Origin of the sequence: Paraburkholderia sp. CI3, from assembly GCF_050436505.1 — a bacterium.
In the GTDB taxonomy this organism is placed as follows: Bacteria; Pseudomonadota; Gammaproteobacteria; order Burkholderiales; family Burkholderiaceae; genus Paraburkholderia; species Paraburkholderia tuberum.
On record NZ_JBNDMI010000004.1, the window covers coordinates 4,278,678 to 4,295,634 of the forward strand.

Consider the following 16,957-nt stretch of genomic DNA (forward strand, 5'->3'; position numbering starts at 1 on the left):
GCGGACGAACCTATGACCGCAATCCAAAACTTCTTCAAGACTTTCTTCCTCACGGAACTGCTGAAAGGCCTCGCGCTGACCGGACGCTACGCGTTCCAGCGCAAGATCACCGTGCAGTTCCCGGAAGAGAAGACCCCAATCTCGCCGCGTTTCCGCGGTCTGCATGCGCTGCGCCGCTATGAAAACGGCGAAGAGCGCTGCATCGCGTGCAAGCTGTGCGAAGCAGTGTGCCCGGCGCTCGCGATCACAATCGAATCGGAAACGCGCGCGGACAACACGCGCCGCACGACGCGCTACGACATCGACCTGACCAAGTGCATCTTCTGCGGTTTCTGCGAAGAAAGCTGCCCGGTCGATTCGATCGTCGAGACGCACATTCTCGAGTATCACGGCGAGAAGCGCGGCGACCTTTACTTCACGAAGGAAATGCTGCTGGCCGTTGGCGACCGCTACGAAGCAGAAATCGCCGCCAACAAGGCAGCCGACGCACCGTATCGTTGAAGCGTTTTCCCGCTTGCAGCAAATGCGGCAGTCAAAGCAGTAACACGGCCTGCAGTCGGGCCGACCGCCGCGGCCTGAACGCCGCGGCACGGCGCACCTGTGTGGCGGTTCTGGCGGTTTCGTCCGCTTTTGCCAGCCACGGGTGCCAAAGAACAATGCCTGACGATGGCCTAACGATGAACCGGTAATCATGGAATTCACGACCGTACTGTTCTACATCTTCGCGCTGCTCCTGGTGGTTTCAGGGCTGAAGGTGATCACCTCGCGCAACCCGGTGTCGTCCGCACTGTTTCTCGTGCTGGCGTTCTTCAACGCAGCGGCGATCTGGATGCTGCTGGAGGCCGAGTTCCTCGCGATCCTGCTGGTGCTGGTCTACGTCGGCGCGGTGATGGTGCTGTTCCTGTTCGTCGTGATGATGCTGGACGTCAATCTCGACGTGCTGCGCAAGGACTTCAAACGCTTCGTGCCGATGGCCTCGGCGGTGGGCGCGATCATCGTGATCGAAACCGCGCTGATCCTGTGGCACGGCTACGGCGCGACCACCACGGCGCTGCACGACACGGCCGCGGCTGCCGCTGGCATGGGCGACTGGTCGAACACGCGCCTGATCGGCAAGGTCATCTATACCGACTACATCTTCGCGTTCGAAATTGCCGGCCTGATCCTGCTGGTTGCCATCATCGCGGCGATCGCGCTGACCACGAGCCACAAGAAGGACAGCAAGCGTCAGAACGTCAGCGCACAGGTCAAGGTGCGCGTGCAGGACCGCGTGCGCGTTGTGAAGATGCCGTCAGAGAAAACCGCGGCGACCCTCGCTGCGGAACAAGCGGCTGCCGCGGCAGCTGCAGCAGCAGCCGACTCGGCGCCGGCCAAGAACAGCTGAGCGGACAGGAGATAGAAATCATGTTGACCCTTGCCCATTACCTTGTCCTCGGCGCGATCCTGTTTGCGATCAGCATCGTCGGCATTTTCCTGAACCGCCGCAACGTCATCATCATCCTGATGGCGATCGAACTGATGCTGCTCGCGGTGAACACCAATTTCGTCGCGTTCTCGCACTACCTGGGCGACGTGCATGGCCAGATTTTCGTCTTCTTCGTGCTGACGGTTGCGGCAGCCGAAGCGGCGATCGGTCTCGCAATTCTGGTGACCCTGTTCCGTAGTCTCGACACGATCAATGTCGAGGATCTCGATCAGCTCAAAGGTTAATTTCAGGAAAAGCGGTTATGTCCACGATACTCAATGAAAACCTGCTGTTGGCAATTCCGCTGGCACCGCTCGCTGGTTCCCTGATTGCGGGGCTGTTCGGCAAGGCGATAGGGCGGGCGGGTGCGCATTCGGTCACGATCCTCGGCGTCGCGATTTCGTTCATCCTGTCGGTCATGGTCTTTTTCCAGGTGATGGACGGCGCGAGCTTCAACGCTACCGTTTATCAATGGATGTCAATCGGCAAGACCCAGCTCGAAGTCGGTTTCCTGGTCGACTCGCTGACCGCGATGATGATCTGCGTGGTGAACTTCGTCTCGCTGATGGTGCATATCTACACGATCGGCTACATGGCCGACGACGACGGCTACCAGCGCTTCTTCTCGTACATCTCGCTGTTCACGTTCTCGATGCTGATGCTCGTGATGAGCAACAACTTCCTGCAGCTGTTCTTCGGCTGGGAAGCGGTGGGTCTCGTTTCGTACCTGCTGATCGGCTTCTACTTCAAGCGTGAGAGCGCGATCTACGCGAACATGAAGGCGTTCATCGTGAACCGCGTCGGCGACTTCGGTTTCCTGCTCGGCATCGGTTTGCTGTTCGCGTTCGCCGGCTCGATGAACTACGGCGAAGTCTTCGCGAAGCGTACCGAACTCGCGGCACTGAACTTCCCGGGTACCGACTGGGGACTGCTGACGGTGGCTTGCATCTGCCTGTTCATCGGCGCGATGGGTAAGTCGGCTCAGTTCCCGCTGCACGTGTGGCTGCCGGACTCGATGGAAGGCCCGACGCCGATCTCCGCGCTGATTCACGCGGCGACCATGGTGACGGCCGGTATCTTCATGGTCACGCGCATGTCGCCGCTCTTCGAACTGTCGGATACGGCGCTGTCGTTCATGATGGTCATCGGTGCGATTACCGCGCTGTTCATGGGTTTCCTCGGGATCGTCCAGAACGACATCAAGCGTGTGGTCGCTTATTCCACGCTGTCGCAGCTCGGTTACATGACGGTCGCGCTCGGCGCGTCGGCATATTCGGTCGCCGTGTTTCACCTGATGACGCACGCGTTCTTCAAGGCGCTGCTGTTCCTCGGCGCGGGTTCGGTGATCATCGGCATGCATCACGATCAGGACATGCGCAACATGGGCGGCCTGCGCAAGTACATGCCGATTACGTGGATCACGTCGCTGATCGGTTCGCTCGCGCTGATCGGCACGCCGTTCTTCTCGGGCTTCTACTCGAAAGACTCGATCATCGACGCGGTGAAACTGTCGCATCTGCCGGGCTCGGGTTTCGCGTACTTCGCGGTGGTCGCAAGCGTGTTCGTGACCGCGTTGTATTCGTTCCGTATGTATTTCATGGTGTTCCACGGTGAGGAGCGCTTCCGCAATCCGAAGCACCCGGAATCGCCGATGGGCGCGGAGGCCGAGTCGCGTGGGCATGACGACCATGGTCATGGTCACGACGACCACGCTCACGAGCCGCACGAAACGCCGTGGGTCGTGTGGGTGCCGCTCGTGCTGCTGGCGATTCCGTCGATCGTGATCGGCGCGATCGGCATCGGTCCGATGCTGTTCGGCGACTTCTTCCAGCACGGCGTCGCGTTCGACAAGGTGATCTACATCAGCGAGAGCCATCCGGCGCTGCATGAGATGACCGAAGAATTCCAGGGCTGGGCGTCGATGGGTCTGCACTCGGTGTCGGGCCTGCCTGTGTGGCTCGCGCTCGCAGGCGTGGTGGTCGCATGGTTCCTGTATCTGGTCCGTCCGGATCTGCCCGCTGTCATCAAGCGCGCATTCGGCCCGATCTACACGTTGCTCGATAACAAGTACTACATGGACAAGATCAACGAAGTCGTGTTTGCGCGAGGCGCGGTGGCCATTGGCCGGGGTCTGTGGAAGGAAGGCGACGTGGTCGTGATCGACGGCATCGTCAACGGCAGCGCACGCTTTATCGGCTGGTTCGCGAGCGTGATCCGCTTCCTCCAATCCGGCTACATCTACCACTATGCGTTCGCCATGATCATCGGCATGCTGGGGCTCCTGACCCTGTTCGTAACGCTCGGCGGCAAATAAGGCGAGGGACACTCATGCACGCTTATCCGATTCTGAGCATCGCGATCTGGTTGCCGATCTTTTTCGGTCTGCTGGTCCTCGCGATCGGCAACGACGAGAACCCCGCTCCCGCGCGCTGGATTTCGCTGATCGGCTCGGTTCTGAGCTTCCTCGTCACGCTGCCATTGATCACCAGCTTCGATTCGAGCACCGCCGAGCTGCAGTTCGTCGAGCAGGCGAACTGGATCGAGCGCTTCCACATCACGTATCACCTCGGCGTGGACGGCATTTCGATGTGGTTCGTTGCGTTGACCGCGTTGATCACGGTGATCGTCGTGATCGCGGCGTGGGAAGTGATCACGAAGAACGTCGGCCAGTACCTCGCGGCCTTCCTGATCCTGTCGGGCATCATGGTCGGCGTGTTCAGCGCGGCCGACGGCCTGTTGTTCTACGTGTTCTTCGAAGCGACGCTGATCCCGATGTACATCATCATCGGCGTGTGGGGCGGGGCGAACCGCGTGTACGCGGCATTCAAGTTCTTCCTGTACACGCTGGCGGGCTCGCTGCTGATGCTGGTTGCGCTGATCTATCTGTACAACCAGACCGGCTCGTTCGACATCGCCACGTGGCAGCACGCGCAGATAGCGATGACGCCGCAGGTGCTACTGTTTATCGCGTTTTTCCTGGCCTTCGCGGTGAAGGTGCCGATGTGGCCGGTGCACACGTGGTTGCCGGACGCGCACGTGGAAGCGCCGACCGGCGGCTCGGTCGTGCTGGCCGCGATCATGCTGAAGCTCGGTGCGTACGGTTTCCTGCGCTTCTCGCTGCCGATCACGCCTGATGCGAGCCATTTCCTCGCACCGGTCGTCATCACGCTGTCGCTGATCGCGGTGATCTACATCGGTCTCGTCGCGATGGTGCAGGCCGACATGAAGAAACTGGTCGCGTATTCGTCGATCGCGCACATGGGTTTTGTCACGCTCGGCTTCTTTATCTTCAATCAGCTCGGCGCGGAAGGCGCGATCGTGCAGATGATCTCGCACGGTTTCGTGTCGGGCGCGATGTTCCTGTGCATCGGCGTACTGTACGACCGCATGCACTCGCGTCAGATCGCCGATTACGGCGGCGTCGTCAACGTGATGCCGAAGTTCGCGGCGTTCGTGATGCTGTTCGCGATGGCGAATTGCGGCTTGCCGGGCACTTCCGGTTTCGTCGGCGAATTCATGGTGATTCTGGCCTCCGTCCAGTACAACTTCTGGATCGCGAGTGGCGCGGCAGTCACGCTGATTCTCGGCGCGGCCTACACGCTGTGGATGTACAAGCGCGTGTACTTCGGCGCGGTCGCGAACGACCACGTGAAGAACCTGCTCGACATCGACCGTCGCGAATTTTTCATGCTGGCTGTGCTCGCCGCACTGACGCTGTTCATGGGCCTGTACCCGAAGCCCTTTACCGATGTGATGCACGTATCCGTGGAAAACCTCCTCTCCCACGTTGCCCAATCGAAGCTGCCGTTGCCTCAGTAACGACGAGCGGAGGAATTTAAGACCATGCAAAACGCCCCTATGACTGCTCTGTTGCCCGACGCACTGGTGATGTTCGCCATTGTCATCGCGTGGCTCAACGACACGTTCGTCGGCCAGGAGGGTCGCCGTACCACGTATTTCATCGCGTTCTACTCGACGCTCGTCGCCGGGATCTGGTTCGCGATCAATGCGTTCGACCCTCAAGTGCATTACTTCTTCGACCACATGTACGTGGTCGATCCGTTCGCCAATGTGATGAAGGCAGTGGTGTCGCTCGGCTATGCGGTGACGATCGTTTATTCGCGTCGCTACCTCGAAGACCGTAGCCTGTTCCGCGGCGACTTCTTCCTGCTCGGCATGTTCTCGCTGCTCGGCCAGATCGTGATGATCTCGGGCAATAACTTCCTGACGCTGTATCTCGGTCTGGAACTGATGTCGCTGTCGCTGTACGCGGTGATCGCGCTGCGTCGCGAAGTGGCGTCGTCGAACGAAGCGGCGATGAAGTACTACGTGCTCGGCGCGCTGGCTTCCGGCTTCCTGCTGTACGGTGTTTCGATGCTGTATGGCGCGACCGGCTCGCTCGACCTGAACGAAGTGTTCAAGGCGATCAGCACGAGCCACTACGATCCGACCGTGCTGCTGTTCGGCGTCATCTTCATCGTGGCGGGCGTGGCGTTCAAGATGGGTGCGGTGCCGTTCCATATGTGGGTGCCTGACGTGTACCAGGGCGCACCGACGGCGATGACGCTCATCGTCGGTGGCGGCCCGAAGGTCGCGGCGTTCGCGTGGGGTCTGCGTTTCCTCGTGATGGGCCTGCTGCCGCTGGCGGTCGAATGGCAGCAGATGCTGGTGATTCTGGCGGCGCTGTCGCTGATCGTCGGCAACATCACCGGGATCGTGCAGCGCAACGTCAAGCGGATGCTCGCGTATTCGGCGATCTCGAACATGGGCTTCGTGCTGCTCGGCCTGCTCGCCGGCGTGGTCGACCAGAAGACCACGGGCGCCGCGAACGCGTACGGCTCGGCGATGTTCTACAGCATCGTCTACCTGATCACGACGCTCGGCACCTTCGGCGTCATCATGCTGCTCGCGCGCCGCGACTTCGAAGCGGACACGCTGGAGGACTTCAAGGGCCTCAATCAGCGCAGCGCGGTATTCGCGTTCGTGATGATGATCATGATGTTCTCGCTCGCGGGTATTCCGCCGGCAGTCGGCTTCTATGCGAAGCTCGCCGTGCTGCAAGCGACGATGAACGCCGGCCTGACCTGGCTCACCGTGCTCGCCGTGATCACGTCGCTGTTCGGCGCGTTCTACTACCTGCGTATCGTCAAGCTGATGTACTTCGACGAGCCGCAAGACAAGTCGCCGATCGTGGCGGACACGAGCACGCGCGCGTTACTCGCGTTGAACGGCGTCGCCGTGCTGGTGCTCGGTATCGTGCCGGATCCGCTGTTGCGCGCCTGCTTGCAGGCGATCCAGCACACGCTGCTGCTCTGATGTCCGCTGCGGGCTGGTTTATCGTGCTGTTGGCGCTGGTTGGTGCCAACCTGCCGTTCCTGAATCAGCGCCTCTTCGCCGCGGTGCCGTTGAAAGCGGCGAAGAAAAGCGCCTGGCTCCGGATTGCCGAATTGATCGTGCTGTATTTCGTGGTCGGCGCGCTGGGCTTTTTGCTCGAAGCGCGCGCGGGAAATCGCTTCGAGCAGGGCTGGCAGTTCTACGCGATCACGTTCGCGCTGTTCGTCGTGTTCGCTTTTCCCGGCTTTACCTTCCAATATCTCGTCAAACGCCGCTGACGGCGTCTCGCCGTCGCGCGCGCCTGGCTGTTCTGAGGTCCGCACATGGCTGAGCTTCCCAATCACGACGCCGCGCTAACCGAGACTTGTATCGACAGCAAGACGGTCCATCAAGGACCGTTCATGACGGTCAAGTACGATACGGTCCGACTGCCCGACGGCAAACAGGCAACGCGCGAATACGTTCAGCATCCGGGCGCCGTCATGGTGATCCCCTTGTTCGACGACGCTCGCGTGCTGCTCGAAAGTCAGTATCGCTATCCGATGGGCAAGGTGATGGTCGAATATCCGGCCGGCAAGCTCGACCCGAACGAGGGCGCGCTGGCCTGCGCGGTCCGGGAACTGCGCGAGGAAACCGGCTATACCGCGCGCGAGTACGTGTACCTGACTCGGATTCACCCAATCATTTCTTACTCGACCGAATTCATTGATATCTATCTCGCGCGGGGCTTGACCGCGGGTGAGCGCAACCTCGATGAAGGCGAGTTTCTCGAACTTTTCACCGCGACCGTGGAGCAGGTATCCGAGTGGGTGCGCACGGGCAAGATCACCGATGTGAAGACGATCATTGGTACCTTCTGGCTCGAGAAAGTGCTGTCGGGTACGTGGCCGACCGAGGCGCCCGAAACGGTATAAGTTCGCGTCTGCCCGATAGCTGATCCGCGTTGCAGGTGAACGGAGCCCCTGTTGGTCGATGACCGGCAGGGGCTTTTCATTGGCTTCGCGGTTTCTTTCTGGCTCGAAAAATAAGCCGTCTCCTATGCCATCTGGCTGGCTCGTCGTGGCGCCGGCGGCCGGCTAATATGAACCTCTCGATCACCGAATTCGTCGTCGATTTTGTTTTGGATGACTGAAGTTAAAGACCGCAGTGATCTCATTTCTGCTCCGGCACAGGTTGTCAATTGACAACCTGTGCCGGAGCGACTAAATTGGAGGTCTCGATGGTTCGAGCAAGGCACATGAAGAAAGAGATCGAGGCCGCATTGGCATACGCGGAGCAGCACGGCTGGCGCGTTCAGGACGGCGGAAGAGGTCATGCGTGGGGAAAAATCCATTGCCCGTACAGAGACGCCGAATGTCGTTGCGGGGAGTTCTGTATATCGAGCGTCTGGAGTACGCCGAAGAATGCCGGCAATCACGCCAGGCACTTGCGGCGCATCGTCGGCAACTGCACGGCACGGCGCTAGTGGGTTCGTAGGTATCACGCAGGTATCAAGCAGGAATCGCAACAACCTGGGCTCAACGAAGACAGGAGTAACGTATGGAATATGTGTTCACGTTGAAATACCGCCTCGCCGCGGAAGAATGCGATGCAGACGCAATCGTCGAGCGGTTGGGCGAAGCGGGGTGCGACGACGCCACGATTGGCGTCGGGCAACCCGGCCGCCTCGGGCTGCTTTTCACCCGTGAAGGCGCGAGCGCGCTCGCGGCTGTCACCAGCGCGCTCAAGGACGTGAAAGGTGCGGTGCCGTCCGCGCAACTGATCGAGGCGGGACCTGACTTCGTAGGGCTGACCGACGTGGCCGAGGTGGCCGGCGTGTCGCGGCAAAACATGCGCAAGCTGATGCTGAACAACGCAATCGACTTCCCGTCGCCGGTCCACGAAGGCAGTGCGTCGGTGTGGCATCTGGCGGACGTGCTCGAATGGCTGACCGCGCGCGGCGGGTACGAGATTGAGATCGGTGTGGCGGATGTCGCAAAACTCGCGAAGCAGATCAATTTGACGAAGGAGGCCCGTCAGATTGAACCGCGTGTGAGCCGTCAACTGAGCAATCTCGTGGCGTAGCAGTGCGCCGCAAGCGGGCCGTAGAGCGGAGCAGATGTGGCACCGCTTCTAGCCGGGCCGCCTTCGGCAGCATATGCCGTAAAGCGTTAAAATCGCCCACCCGCGTCATATTCCCTTGCGGCTGCTGGCGGTTGCGCGTCGGCTCTAAAGCTTTGCGAACGATCGTTCACAAATTTCCATTTTGCGCTAAACTGGCACGCAAGCCCTGATTCCACATGAAGGTCCTCGATTTACAGTGTCCGCATGGCCATCGGTTCGAAGGCTGGTTCGCTTCGACCGATGACTTCGAGTCGCAGCAGTCCCGCAAGCTCGTCGAATGTCCGATCTGCGGTGCGAACGAGGTGAGCCGTTTGCCTTCGGCACCGCGTCTGAATCTGTCGGGCGCGACCGACTCCAAGGCGCCGGCGGGCGTGGAGCAAATGCAGGCGCACCTGATGCGCGCGCTGCGCGAGGTACTGGAGAAGACGGAGAACGTGGGCGACCGCTTCGCCGAGGAAGCACGGCGCATTCACTACAACGAAGCGCCTGTGCGCAGTATTCGCGGTGTCACGACACCGGAGGATGCGCGTGCCTTGGTCGAGGAAGGCATCGAAGTGATGCCGCTGCCGGTCCCAGCTGTGCTGAAGGAACCACTGCAATAGCGCGGTGGCTCCAGGCGGTCGGGCGGTGGCGGCCAGGAGACACTACGCATGAATCTGGACTATTCCCCCGCTGAAGACGCGTTCCGCGCCGACATCCGCGCCTGGCTCGAAGCGAATCTGCCTCGCGAGCTGAGCGACAAGGTTCTCAATCACAAACGGCTTTCCCGCGAAGACTTCGCAAGCTGGCACAGGCTGCTCGGCACGCGAGGCTGGTCGGCAGTCGCGTGGCCGCGCGAATACGGCGGCCCCGGCTGGGACGCGACGCAACGACATATCTGGGAAGAAGAGTGCGCGCGTATCGGCGCACCTTCCGTGCTGCCTTTCGGTGTGTCGATGGTTGCGCCGGTGCTGATGAAGTACGGTAACGAGGCGCAGAAGCGCCACTATCTGCCGCGTATTCTCGACGGCACGGACTGGTGGTGTCAGGGCTACTCGGAACCGGGATCGGGTTCCGACCTTGCGTCGCTGCGCACCCGCGCGGAGCGCGTCGGTGATCAATACGTGGTCAACGGCCAGAAGACCTGGACCACGCTCGGCCAGCACGCCGACATGATGTTCTGCCTCGTGCGCACCGACAGCGGCGCCAAAAAGCAGGAGGGCATCTCGTTCCTGCTGATCGATATGAAAACCCCGGGCATCACGGTGCGGCCCATCATCACGCTCGACGAAGATCACGAAGTCAACGAGGTGTTCTTCGAGGACGTCAAAGTGCCGGTCGACAGTCTCGTCGGCGAAGAAAATCGCGGCTGGACGTATGCGAAATATCTGCTCGGCCACGAGCGTACCGGCATTGCGCGAGTCGGAGCGTCGAAGCGTGAGCTGGCGTTTCTGAAGCGTGTCGCGCTGAATCAGAAAAAGAACGGCAAGCCGCTGCTGCACGATCCGGTGTTTGCGGCGAAGGTAGCGAGTCTCGAAATCGAGTTGATGGCGCTGGAAGTCACCGTGCAACGGGTGGTAGCCAACGAGGCGGGCGGTCGCGGCCCGGGCCCGGAAGCGTCGATGCTGAAGATCAAGGGCACGGAAGTGCAACAGGGGCTCACCGAGCTGATGTTCGAAGCAATCGGCCCGCTGGCCGCGCCGTTCGACGTGCCGTTCCTCGAAGGCGAACGCGAGCACAGTCTTGCCGGCGACGACGATGCCGCGCCGCTTGCCGCGTACTACTTCAACTTCCGCAAGACGTCGATTTACGGCGGCTCGAACGAAATTCAAAAGAACATCATCGCGCAGATGATTCTCGGACTTTGAGGAGCGGCGCATGGACTTCACTTTCAACGACGAACAACAGCAATTTGCCGATGCGCTGCGCCGCTATCTCGACAGGAGCTACGGCTTCGAAGCGCGCCAGCAGATCGTGCGCTCGGAGGCGGGCGTATCGGCTGTGCACTGGGCCGCGTTCACCGAACTGGGGCTGACCGCGTTGCCGGTGCCCGAAACGCAGGGCGGCTTCAACGGTGGTCCGATCGACATGCTCGTGGTCATGCAGGAGCTCGGCCGCGCGCTCGTCGTCGAGCCGTTTTGGGCGACCGCGGTCGGCATCGAAGCGCTGCGCCTTGCCGGCACCGGCGACGGCGAAGATGCCGCCCTGCTCGAACGGGCGGCCCAGGGCGAAGCGAGGCTGGCCGTGGCGTTTCACGAGCCGCATGCGCGCTACGATCTGTTCGACGTCGCGACGACCGCGAGCGGGCAGGGTGCGCAGCACACGCTGAGCGGCACCAAATCGGTCGTGCTGCACGGCGCGCAGGCGGACCACTGGATCGTGCCGGCGCGCCTCGATGGCGAGATCGCACTCTTTGTCGTCGCGCGTGACGCGGCCGGCGTCACGCTCACCGAGTACCGCACGATCGACGGTCAACGCGCCGCGACGCTCGAATTCAATGGCACGCCCGCGCGCCGGCTCGCCAGCGAACACGCGGGGGCGGCAACCCTCGAGCAGATCGCCGACTACGGCACGCTGCTGCTGTGCGCGGAAGCGCTCGGCGCGCTCGACGCGCTCAATCACGCCACCGTCGAGTACACCAAAACGCGCCAGCAGTTCGGCCAGCCGATCGCGCGTTTCCAGGCGTTGCAGCATCGCATGGTCGAGATGCTGATCCACGCGGAGCAGGCGCGCTCGATCACGTATCTGGCTGCGATGCGCTACGCGAGTGAAGACGCGAACGAGCGCCGTCGAGCGATCTCGGCGGCAAAAGTTCGGGTCGGCCAGGCCGCGCGTTTCGTTGGTCAACAGGCGGTGCAGTTGCACGGCGGCATGGGTGTCACGAACGAAGTGGCGGCCGCGCATCTGTTCAAGCGCCTCGCGATCATCGAGACCACGCTCGGCGACGTCGATCATCATCTCGCGCGGTTTGCCACGCTGCCCGGATTTGCGGTCGCCGAAGACTGATCGGGCCGTTCCACCGGACAAAGGAGGTGCACGATGAAAATCAGTTTCGAAGACATGGAAGTGGGCTCGAGCCGCGAAATCGGCAAGCACATGTTCACGCGCGAGGAGATTGTCGAGTTCGCGCAGAAGTTCGATCCGCAGCCGTTTCATCTCGACGAAGCCGCCGCGGCCGAATCGCCGTTCCGCGGCCTCGTCGCGAGTGGTTGGCACACCTGCTCGGTAATGATGGGCATGCTCGTGCGCAAGGTACTGGCGGATTCGACATCGATGGGTTCGCCCGGGATCGACGAGATCCGCTGGCTCAAGCCGGTACGAGTCGGCGACACGATCACGATGATGAACGTCATCGTCGACAAGCGCGTGTCGCAGAGCAAGCCGGATCGCGGCATCGTGTCGACACGCTGGGAGGGCATCAATCAGCACGGCGAAACGGTGATCACCGTGCGCTCGAACGGCATGTTCGGCCTGCGCAATCCGGGAGCGGCGGCATGACGGCGAGCGCGGCGACGCTGGTCGCTTTCGACAATGCGGGTGCTTTGCGCGCGCTCATCGGCGCCGAGCCGCTCGTCAGCGAGTGGCTGAGCGTCGATCAGGAGAGGGTCGACCGTTTCGCCGAGGCAACCGGCGATCATCAGTGGATTCACATCGATCCCGAGCGGGCCAAACGCGAATCGCCGTTTGGCGGCCCGGTCGCGCATGGGTTTTTGACGCTGTCGCTGATTCCGGCTTTGCTCGGCAAAACGGTGAAGATCGAGCAGCGCATGGGTGTCAACTATGGCTTGAACCGCGTGCGTTTCATGTCGCCGGTACTCGTGGGGTCGTCGCTGCGCGGGAAGTTCGCCGTCGAGTCGGTGACCGACGTCGACAACAGCGGCGTGCAACTCGCGTGGAACGTGACGCTGGAGTGTCAGGGCAGCGAACGACCGGTGTGCGTCGCGGAGTTCATCACGCGGCATTACTTCTAGCGTTTTCCCTTCGCAGACGAAATGAAAAAGCGCGAGCCGGCAGGCATGCCGCTCGCGCTTTCTGTTTGTGTCGAGCCGCGTCAGCGAGACGGCCGAAACTAGTGTTTCGCGTACTGCGTCGCGCCAAACAGCACCTCTTTCGCCTTGTCGTCCATTAGCGGCGCGCGCGCCGACGCCAGCACGTCGACGCCGCGCACCACCGCCGGCCGCGCAGCGATCTCTTCATGCCAGCGCTTCACGTTCGGCAAGGTATCGAGCTCGATGCCCTGATTTTTCCACGAACGGGTCCACGGAAACGCGGCGATGTCCGCGATCGTATAGTCGTTGCCCGCGAGGTACCGCGTCTTGCCGAGTTGCGTGTCCATCACGCCGTACAGACGTCGCGCCTCATTGGTGTAGCGATTGACCGCGTATTCGATCTGCTCGGGTGCATACACGCGGAAGTGATGCGTTTGCCCCAGCATCGGACCGAGGCCGCCCATCTGGAACATCAGCCATTGCAGTGCCGCGTAGCGCGCGGCCGGATCGCTCGGTAGAAACTTGCCGGTTTTCTCGGCCAGATAAATCAGGATCGCGCCCGATTCGAATAGCGCGAAGGGCCGGCCGTCGGCGCCTTTCGGACCTTCGGAATCGACGATCGCGGGAATCTTGTTGTTGGGACTGATGGCGAGAAATTCCGGCTTGAACTGGTCGCCGGCACCGATGTTCACGGCATGCACGTTGTAGGGTAGGCCCGTTTCCTCGAGCATGATATGAATCTTGTGGCCGTTCGGGGTCGCCCAGCTATAGACGTCGATCATCCTGGCTCCTTTGTTCGTCGAAGCGGCGCCGCAAAGAGGGCGCCGCCGTTGCCGAAAATTAGAGCATAGATCGCGCGACGCTGCTTGCCGCGGGCTCAGTCCCCACGCTCACACCGAGCCGAAGCACTCAAACGCGTGTGACCGGCATCTCAACGCGAGCCGCCGCGCCCGCACCCATATGACGCGCAAGTTCGAGCTTGGCGATCGCGTTGCGATGCACTTCGTCGGGGCCGTCGGCGAAACGCAGCGTGCGCGCCGACGCATAGGCATACGCGAGCGGAAAATCGTCGCTGACGCCGCCGCCGCCATGAGCCTGAATCGCCCAGTCGATCACCTGACACGCCATGTTCGGCGCGACCACCTTGATCATCGCGATCTCGCCGCGCGCACCCTTGTTGCCGACGGTATCCATCATGTACGCGGTCTTCAGCGTGAGCAGACGCGCCTGCTCGATCATGCAGCGCGCCTCGGCAAGACGCTCCTGCGTGACCCCTTGCGACGCCACCGGCTTGCCGAACGCGACACGCTGCAGCGAGCGCTTCGCCATCAATTCGAGCGCGCGTTCGGCGAGACCGATCAGGCGCATGCAGTGGTGGATGCGTCCCGGGCCGAGACGGCCTTGCGCGATCTCGAAGCCGCGGCCTTCGCCGAGCAGCATGCTGGTAGCGGGCACGCGCACGTTGTCGAGTGTGATCTCCATGTGGCCGTGCGGCGCGTCGTCGTAACCGAACACCGTGAGCGGGCGATGCACGGTGATGCCGGTGGCGTCGGCGGGCACGAGGATCATCGACTGCTGCTGATGGCGCGGCGCGTCGGGATCGGTCTTGCCCATCACGATATAGACCTTGCAGCGCGGATCGCCCGCGCCCGACGACCACCACTTGTGACCGTTGATCACGTAATGGTCGCCATCGCGCACGATGCTGGTCTGGATGTTCGTCGCATCCGACGACGCGACCTCTGGCTCCGTCATCAGAAACGCCGAACGGATCTGCCCTTGCAGCAGCGGTTCGAGCCACTCGCGCTTGTTCTCTTCGCTGCCGTAGCGCTCGATCGTCTCCATGTTGCCGGTGTCCGGCGCGTTGCAGTTGAACACTTCCGGCGCCCACGGCACACGGCCCATGATCTCGCACAGCGGCGCGTATTCGAGATTCGTCAGGCCCGCGCCGCGCTCCGATTGCGGCAGGAACAGATTCCACAGACCGGCGTCGCGCGCCTTCTGCTTGAGTTGCTCGACCAGTTCGGTCGGCACCCATGCGTTGCCGTTCTGGCGGTTGCGCGCGATCTCCGCATAGAACGCCTGTTCGTTCGGGTAAATGTGCTCGTCGAAAAAGGCGAGCAGCTTTCCGCGCAACGCCTGGACCTTCGGGGTGTAATCGAAATTCATCTTGGACCTCGCGGGTAACGGACTGCGAATGATGGGGAGCAGGGCGCGCCCTTGTGTCTAGAGAACCTTCTGCGCATAGTGCCAGGCGAGTTCGGCCATCGGCTTCGCGCGCCGGCCGGCGTCGAGCGCCTGTGCGTTCGATGCGGTACCGTCGACGACGCGCTTCATGATCCCTTGCAGGATCGCTGCGATGCGGAACATGTTGTAGGCCAGATAGAAATTCCAGTCGCCACGAATCTCGAAACCGGTGCGTTGGCAATAGCGCTCGACGTACCGCGCTTCATCGGGAATGCCGAGCGCGGCCCAATCGAGTCCCGCGATGCCGCGGAACTGCGTGGGGTCGACATGCCACGCCATGCAGTGGTAAGCAAAGTCGGCGAGCGGATCGCCGAGCGTCGACAGTTCCCAGTCGAGCACCGCGAGCACGCGCGGCTCGTTGCGATCGAAAATCAGATTGTCGAGCCGGTAGTCGCCATGCACGACCGACACGCGCTCGTTCGTTTCGGCCGGCATATGCTGCGGCAGCCATTCGATCAGCCGGTGCATCGCGTCGATCGGCTCGGTCTCGGACGCCAGATACTGCTTGCTCCAGCGGCCAATCTGGCGCGCGAAGTAATTGCCTGGCTTACCGTAGTCGGCGAGGCCGGCGGTGGCGGCGTCGACACTGTGCAACGCCGCGATCACGCGATTCATTTCGTCGTAGATCGCCGCGCGCTCGGTGGGCGTCATGCCGGGCAGCGATTGATCCCACAGCACGCGACCTTCCACGAACTCCATCACGTAGAACGCGCGACCGATCACGTTTTCGTCCTCGCACAGCGCGAGCATGTGTGCGACCGGCACGTCGGTGTCGGCTAGCGCGTGCATCACGCGATATTCGCGTTCGATCGCATGCGCGGACGGCAGCAGCTTCGCCGCGGGTCCGGGCTTCGCGCGCATCACGTACGCGCGCGACGGCGTGATCAGCTTGAACGTGGGATTGGATTGTCCGCCCGCGAATTGCTCGAGCGTGAGCGGCCCCTCGAATCCGTCGACATGTCCGGCCAGCCACGCGGCGAGCGCGTCGTTGTCGAAGCGTTGCCGCTCGTTGACCGGGCGGGTGCCCTCGAAAGCCGAGTAGTCCTGTCTGCGTGCGGGTTCGCCGGTCTGCGTGGCTTGCGCCATGTGTCTCCTCCAGTTCGGTGTCAGCTACGCTGGTATCGGATGAATTGTGCGTAGAGCATTTCCATCGTGGTGTTGCGAACGTCGCGATGCAACGGCGACGGCGGTGAATAGTTGAGCATGCGCAGCACCCAGTCGCGCGGCGCGGCGCCGACGTCGAGCGCATTGATGCAGCCGGTCGCCTGCGCCAGATGACCGAAGAACGTGCGGCCGCCGGCCGTCAGCGCGTGCGACAGGATCGCGCGATTGACGCCGCCGTGCAGCACCAGCAACGCGGTGTCCCACGACGTGTCTTCGCGCAGCGCCGTGACGGCCGGCAGAACGCGATCGAACAGCTCGCCGATCGTTTCGCCGTCGAGAAAGCGCATGCTCTCCGGCACGATGCCGTCGAACACGCCGAGAAACGCGGCCTCGATATCGCTCGGCGGAATGCCGCCGAGCCGTCCGCCGCGAATTTCTTGCCACGCGGGCTCGATTTCGGGCTCGATCTGCTGACCCGTTTCGGCAAGCACGCGCCGCGCGGTTTCGATCGTGCGGGGCAAGCCGCTGACGATCACGCGGTCGAAGCGCACCTGCTGTTCGGCGAACACGCGGCCCGCCGCGCTCGCCTGCTCGCGGCCGTTCGCGTTCAGCGGCACGGTTTCGGGATCGATCGCGCGGCCGGTGTCGTCGAAGTAGGTGACGTCGCCGTGACGCATCAGGAAGATGCGGCGCCGTTTCGGCAGTTGGTAGTCGGGCATGTCGGGCGGCTCTCTCG

General features: G+C 62.2%; 19 protein-coding genes. 15 read left to right on the forward strand and 4 right to left on the reverse strand.

What is annotated here, in order from left to right:
* The first annotated feature begins 12 nt into the window (after nt 1–12).
* The 15 genes from nuoI to OKW29_RS41200 all read left to right on the forward strand — a co-directional run bounded on the left by nuoI (nt 13) and on the right by OKW29_RS41200 (nt 12,852).
* A complete protein-coding gene (gene nuoI, locus OKW29_RS41130; protein WP_090803773.1) occupies nt 13–501 on the forward strand; it encodes an NADH-quinone oxidoreductase subunit NuoI in 489 nt (162 codons plus the stop codon).
* A gap of 190 nt (nt 502–691) precedes the next feature.
* On the forward strand, nt 692–1,384 hold the full coding sequence (locus OKW29_RS41135) for an NADH-quinone oxidoreductase subunit J (RefSeq protein ID WP_090803774.1): 693 nt from the start codon (nt 692–694) through the stop codon (nt 1,382–1,384).
* Between the two features lie 20 nt (nt 1,385–1,404).
* The gene (gene nuoK / locus OKW29_RS41140; protein ID WP_006052894.1) at nt 1,405–1,710 is read left to right on the forward strand and encodes an NADH-quinone oxidoreductase subunit NuoK; all 306 of its coding nucleotides are present in this window, start codon (nt 1,405–1,407) and stop codon (nt 1,708–1,710) included.
* 17 nt (nt 1,711–1,727) lie between these two features.
* Nucleotides 1,728–3,779 carry an NADH-quinone oxidoreductase subunit L gene (gene nuoL / locus OKW29_RS41145; RefSeq protein WP_429294889.1) on the forward strand — a complete coding sequence of 684 codons (2,052 nt, stop codon included), beginning with the start codon at nt 1,728–1,730 and terminating at the stop codon, nt 3,777–3,779.
* Between the two features lie 14 nt (nt 3,780–3,793).
* Nucleotides 3,794–5,284: an NADH-quinone oxidoreductase subunit M gene (locus OKW29_RS41150; RefSeq protein WP_090803779.1), complete on the forward strand. Its 1,491-nt coding sequence runs from the start codon at nt 3,794–3,796 to the stop codon at nt 5,282–5,284.
* A gap of 24 nt (nt 5,285–5,308) precedes the next feature.
* Entirely contained in the window at nt 5,309–6,781 is a 1,473-nt protein-coding gene (gene nuoN, locus OKW29_RS41155) for an NADH-quinone oxidoreductase subunit NuoN (protein ID WP_184028613.1), read from the forward strand.
* A complete protein-coding gene (locus OKW29_RS41160; protein ID WP_018420024.1) occupies nt 6,781–7,077 on the forward strand; it encodes a DUF2818 family protein in 297 nt (98 codons plus the stop codon). The genes nuoN and OKW29_RS41160 overlap by 1 nt, the downstream gene beginning before the upstream one ends.
* A 45-nt stretch (nt 7,078–7,122) precedes the next feature.
* On the forward strand, nt 7,123–7,713 hold the full coding sequence (locus OKW29_RS41165) for an NUDIX domain-containing protein (RefSeq protein WP_090803782.1): 591 nt from the start codon (nt 7,123–7,125) through the stop codon (nt 7,711–7,713).
* Nucleotides 7,714–8,018: 305 nt separating this feature from the next.
* Nucleotides 8,019–8,264 (forward strand): hypothetical protein, encoded by a 246-nt coding sequence (locus OKW29_RS41170; protein ID WP_090805657.1) that lies wholly within the window; start codon nt 8,019–8,021, stop codon nt 8,262–8,264.
* 74 nt (nt 8,265–8,338) lie between these two features.
* Nucleotides 8,339–8,863: a helix-turn-helix transcriptional regulator gene (locus OKW29_RS41175; protein WP_184028637.1), complete on the forward strand. Its 525-nt coding sequence runs from the start codon at nt 8,339–8,341 to the stop codon at nt 8,861–8,863.
* A gap of 215 nt (nt 8,864–9,078) precedes the next feature.
* Entirely contained in the window at nt 9,079–9,504 is a 426-nt protein-coding gene (locus OKW29_RS41180) for a DUF1178 family protein (protein WP_429294890.1), read from the forward strand.
* 48 nt (nt 9,505–9,552) lie between these two features.
* The gene (locus OKW29_RS41185; RefSeq protein ID WP_429294891.1) at nt 9,553–10,749 is read left to right on the forward strand and encodes an acyl-CoA dehydrogenase family protein; all 1,197 of its coding nucleotides are present in this window, start codon (nt 9,553–9,555) and stop codon (nt 10,747–10,749) included.
* 10 nt (nt 10,750–10,759) lie between these two features.
* Nucleotides 10,760–11,887, forward strand: coding sequence for an acyl-CoA dehydrogenase family protein (locus OKW29_RS41190; RefSeq protein WP_429294892.1), 1,128 nt, complete (start codon nt 10,760–10,762; stop codon nt 11,885–11,887).
* A gap of 33 nt (nt 11,888–11,920) precedes the next feature.
* Entirely contained in the window at nt 11,921–12,379 is a 459-nt protein-coding gene (locus OKW29_RS41195) for a MaoC family dehydratase (protein WP_090803790.1), read from the forward strand.
* Nucleotides 12,376–12,852, forward strand: coding sequence for a MaoC family dehydratase (locus OKW29_RS41200; protein ID WP_184072126.1), 477 nt, complete (start codon nt 12,376–12,378; stop codon nt 12,850–12,852). The genes OKW29_RS41195 and OKW29_RS41200 overlap by 4 nt, the downstream gene beginning before the upstream one ends.
* Nucleotides 12,853–12,950: 98 nt before the next feature.
* Here the strand turns inward: OKW29_RS41200 and OKW29_RS41205 are convergent, their stop codons facing one another.
* The 4 genes from OKW29_RS41205 to OKW29_RS41220 all read right to left on the reverse strand — a co-directional run bounded on the left by OKW29_RS41205 (nt 12,951) and on the right by OKW29_RS41220 (nt 16,940).
* Nucleotides 12,951–13,652: a glutathione binding-like protein gene (locus OKW29_RS41205; protein WP_429294893.1), complete on the reverse strand. Its 702-nt coding sequence runs from the start codon at nt 13,650–13,652 to the stop codon at nt 12,951–12,953.
* Nucleotides 13,653–13,779: 127 nt separating this feature from the next.
* Nucleotides 13,780–15,039 carry an acyl-CoA dehydrogenase family protein gene (locus tag OKW29_RS41210; protein ID WP_429294894.1) on the reverse strand — a complete coding sequence of 420 codons (1,260 nt, stop codon included), beginning with the start codon at nt 15,037–15,039 and terminating at the stop codon, nt 13,780–13,782.
* A gap of 57 nt (nt 15,040–15,096) precedes the next feature.
* Nucleotides 15,097–16,203 carry a phosphotransferase gene (locus OKW29_RS41215; RefSeq protein ID WP_429294895.1) on the reverse strand — a complete coding sequence of 369 codons (1,107 nt, stop codon included), beginning with the start codon at nt 16,201–16,203 and terminating at the stop codon, nt 15,097–15,099.
* Between the two features lie 20 nt (nt 16,204–16,223).
* Entirely contained in the window at nt 16,224–16,940 is a 717-nt protein-coding gene (locus tag OKW29_RS41220) for a histidine phosphatase family protein (protein WP_429294896.1), read from the reverse strand.
* Between the last annotated feature and the right edge of the window lie 17 nt (nt 16,941–16,957).

What these genes read in the sequence shown, in the direction of transcription:
- nuoI (WP_090803773.1), top strand. Translation starts at nt 13, where the DNA reads ATGACCGCAATCCAAAACTTCTTCAAGACTTTCTTCCTCACGGAACTG.
- OKW29_RS41135 (WP_090803774.1), top strand. Translation starts at nt 692, where the DNA reads ATGGAATTCACGACCGTACTGTTCTACATCTTCGCGCTGCTCCTGGTG.
- nuoK (WP_006052894.1), top strand. Translation starts at nt 1,405, where the DNA reads ATGTTGACCCTTGCCCATTACCTTGTCCTCGGCGCGATCCTGTTTGCG.
- nuoL (WP_429294889.1), top strand. Translation starts at nt 1,728, where the DNA reads ATGTCCACGATACTCAATGAAAACCTGCTGTTGGCAATTCCGCTGGCA.
- OKW29_RS41150 (WP_090803779.1), top strand. Translation starts at nt 3,794, where the DNA reads ATGCACGCTTATCCGATTCTGAGCATCGCGATCTGGTTGCCGATCTTT.
- nuoN (WP_184028613.1), top strand. Translation starts at nt 5,309, where the DNA reads ATGCAAAACGCCCCTATGACTGCTCTGTTGCCCGACGCACTGGTGATG.
- OKW29_RS41160 (WP_018420024.1), top strand. Translation starts at nt 6,781, where the DNA reads ATGTCCGCTGCGGGCTGGTTTATCGTGCTGTTGGCGCTGGTTGGTGCC.
- OKW29_RS41165 (WP_090803782.1), top strand. Translation starts at nt 7,123, where the DNA reads ATGGCTGAGCTTCCCAATCACGACGCCGCGCTAACCGAGACTTGTATC.
- OKW29_RS41170 (WP_090805657.1), top strand. Translation starts at nt 8,019, where the DNA reads ATGGTTCGAGCAAGGCACATGAAGAAAGAGATCGAGGCCGCATTGGCA.
- OKW29_RS41175 (WP_184028637.1), top strand. Translation starts at nt 8,339, where the DNA reads ATGGAATATGTGTTCACGTTGAAATACCGCCTCGCCGCGGAAGAATGC.
- OKW29_RS41180 (WP_429294890.1), top strand. Translation starts at nt 9,079, where the DNA reads ATGAAGGTCCTCGATTTACAGTGTCCGCATGGCCATCGGTTCGAAGGC.
- OKW29_RS41185 (WP_429294891.1), top strand. Translation starts at nt 9,553, where the DNA reads ATGAATCTGGACTATTCCCCCGCTGAAGACGCGTTCCGCGCCGACATC.
- OKW29_RS41190 (WP_429294892.1), top strand. Translation starts at nt 10,760, where the DNA reads ATGGACTTCACTTTCAACGACGAACAACAGCAATTTGCCGATGCGCTG.
- OKW29_RS41195 (WP_090803790.1), top strand. Translation starts at nt 11,921, where the DNA reads ATGAAAATCAGTTTCGAAGACATGGAAGTGGGCTCGAGCCGCGAAATC.
- OKW29_RS41200 (WP_184072126.1), top strand. Translation starts at nt 12,376, where the DNA reads ATGACGGCGAGCGCGGCGACGCTGGTCGCTTTCGACAATGCGGGTGCT.
- OKW29_RS41205 (WP_429294893.1), bottom strand. Translation starts at nt 13,652, where the DNA reads ATGATCGACGTCTATAGCTGGGCGACCCCGAACGGCCACAAGATTCAT.
- OKW29_RS41210 (WP_429294894.1), bottom strand. Translation starts at nt 15,039, where the DNA reads ATGAATTTCGATTACACCCCGAAGGTCCAGGCGTTGCGCGGAAAGCTG.
- OKW29_RS41215 (WP_429294895.1), bottom strand. Translation starts at nt 16,203, where the DNA reads ATGGCGCAAGCCACGCAGACCGGCGAACCCGCACGCAGACAGGACTAC.
- OKW29_RS41220 (WP_429294896.1), bottom strand. Translation starts at nt 16,940, where the DNA reads ATGCCCGACTACCAACTGCCGAAACGGCGCCGCATCTTCCTGATGCGT.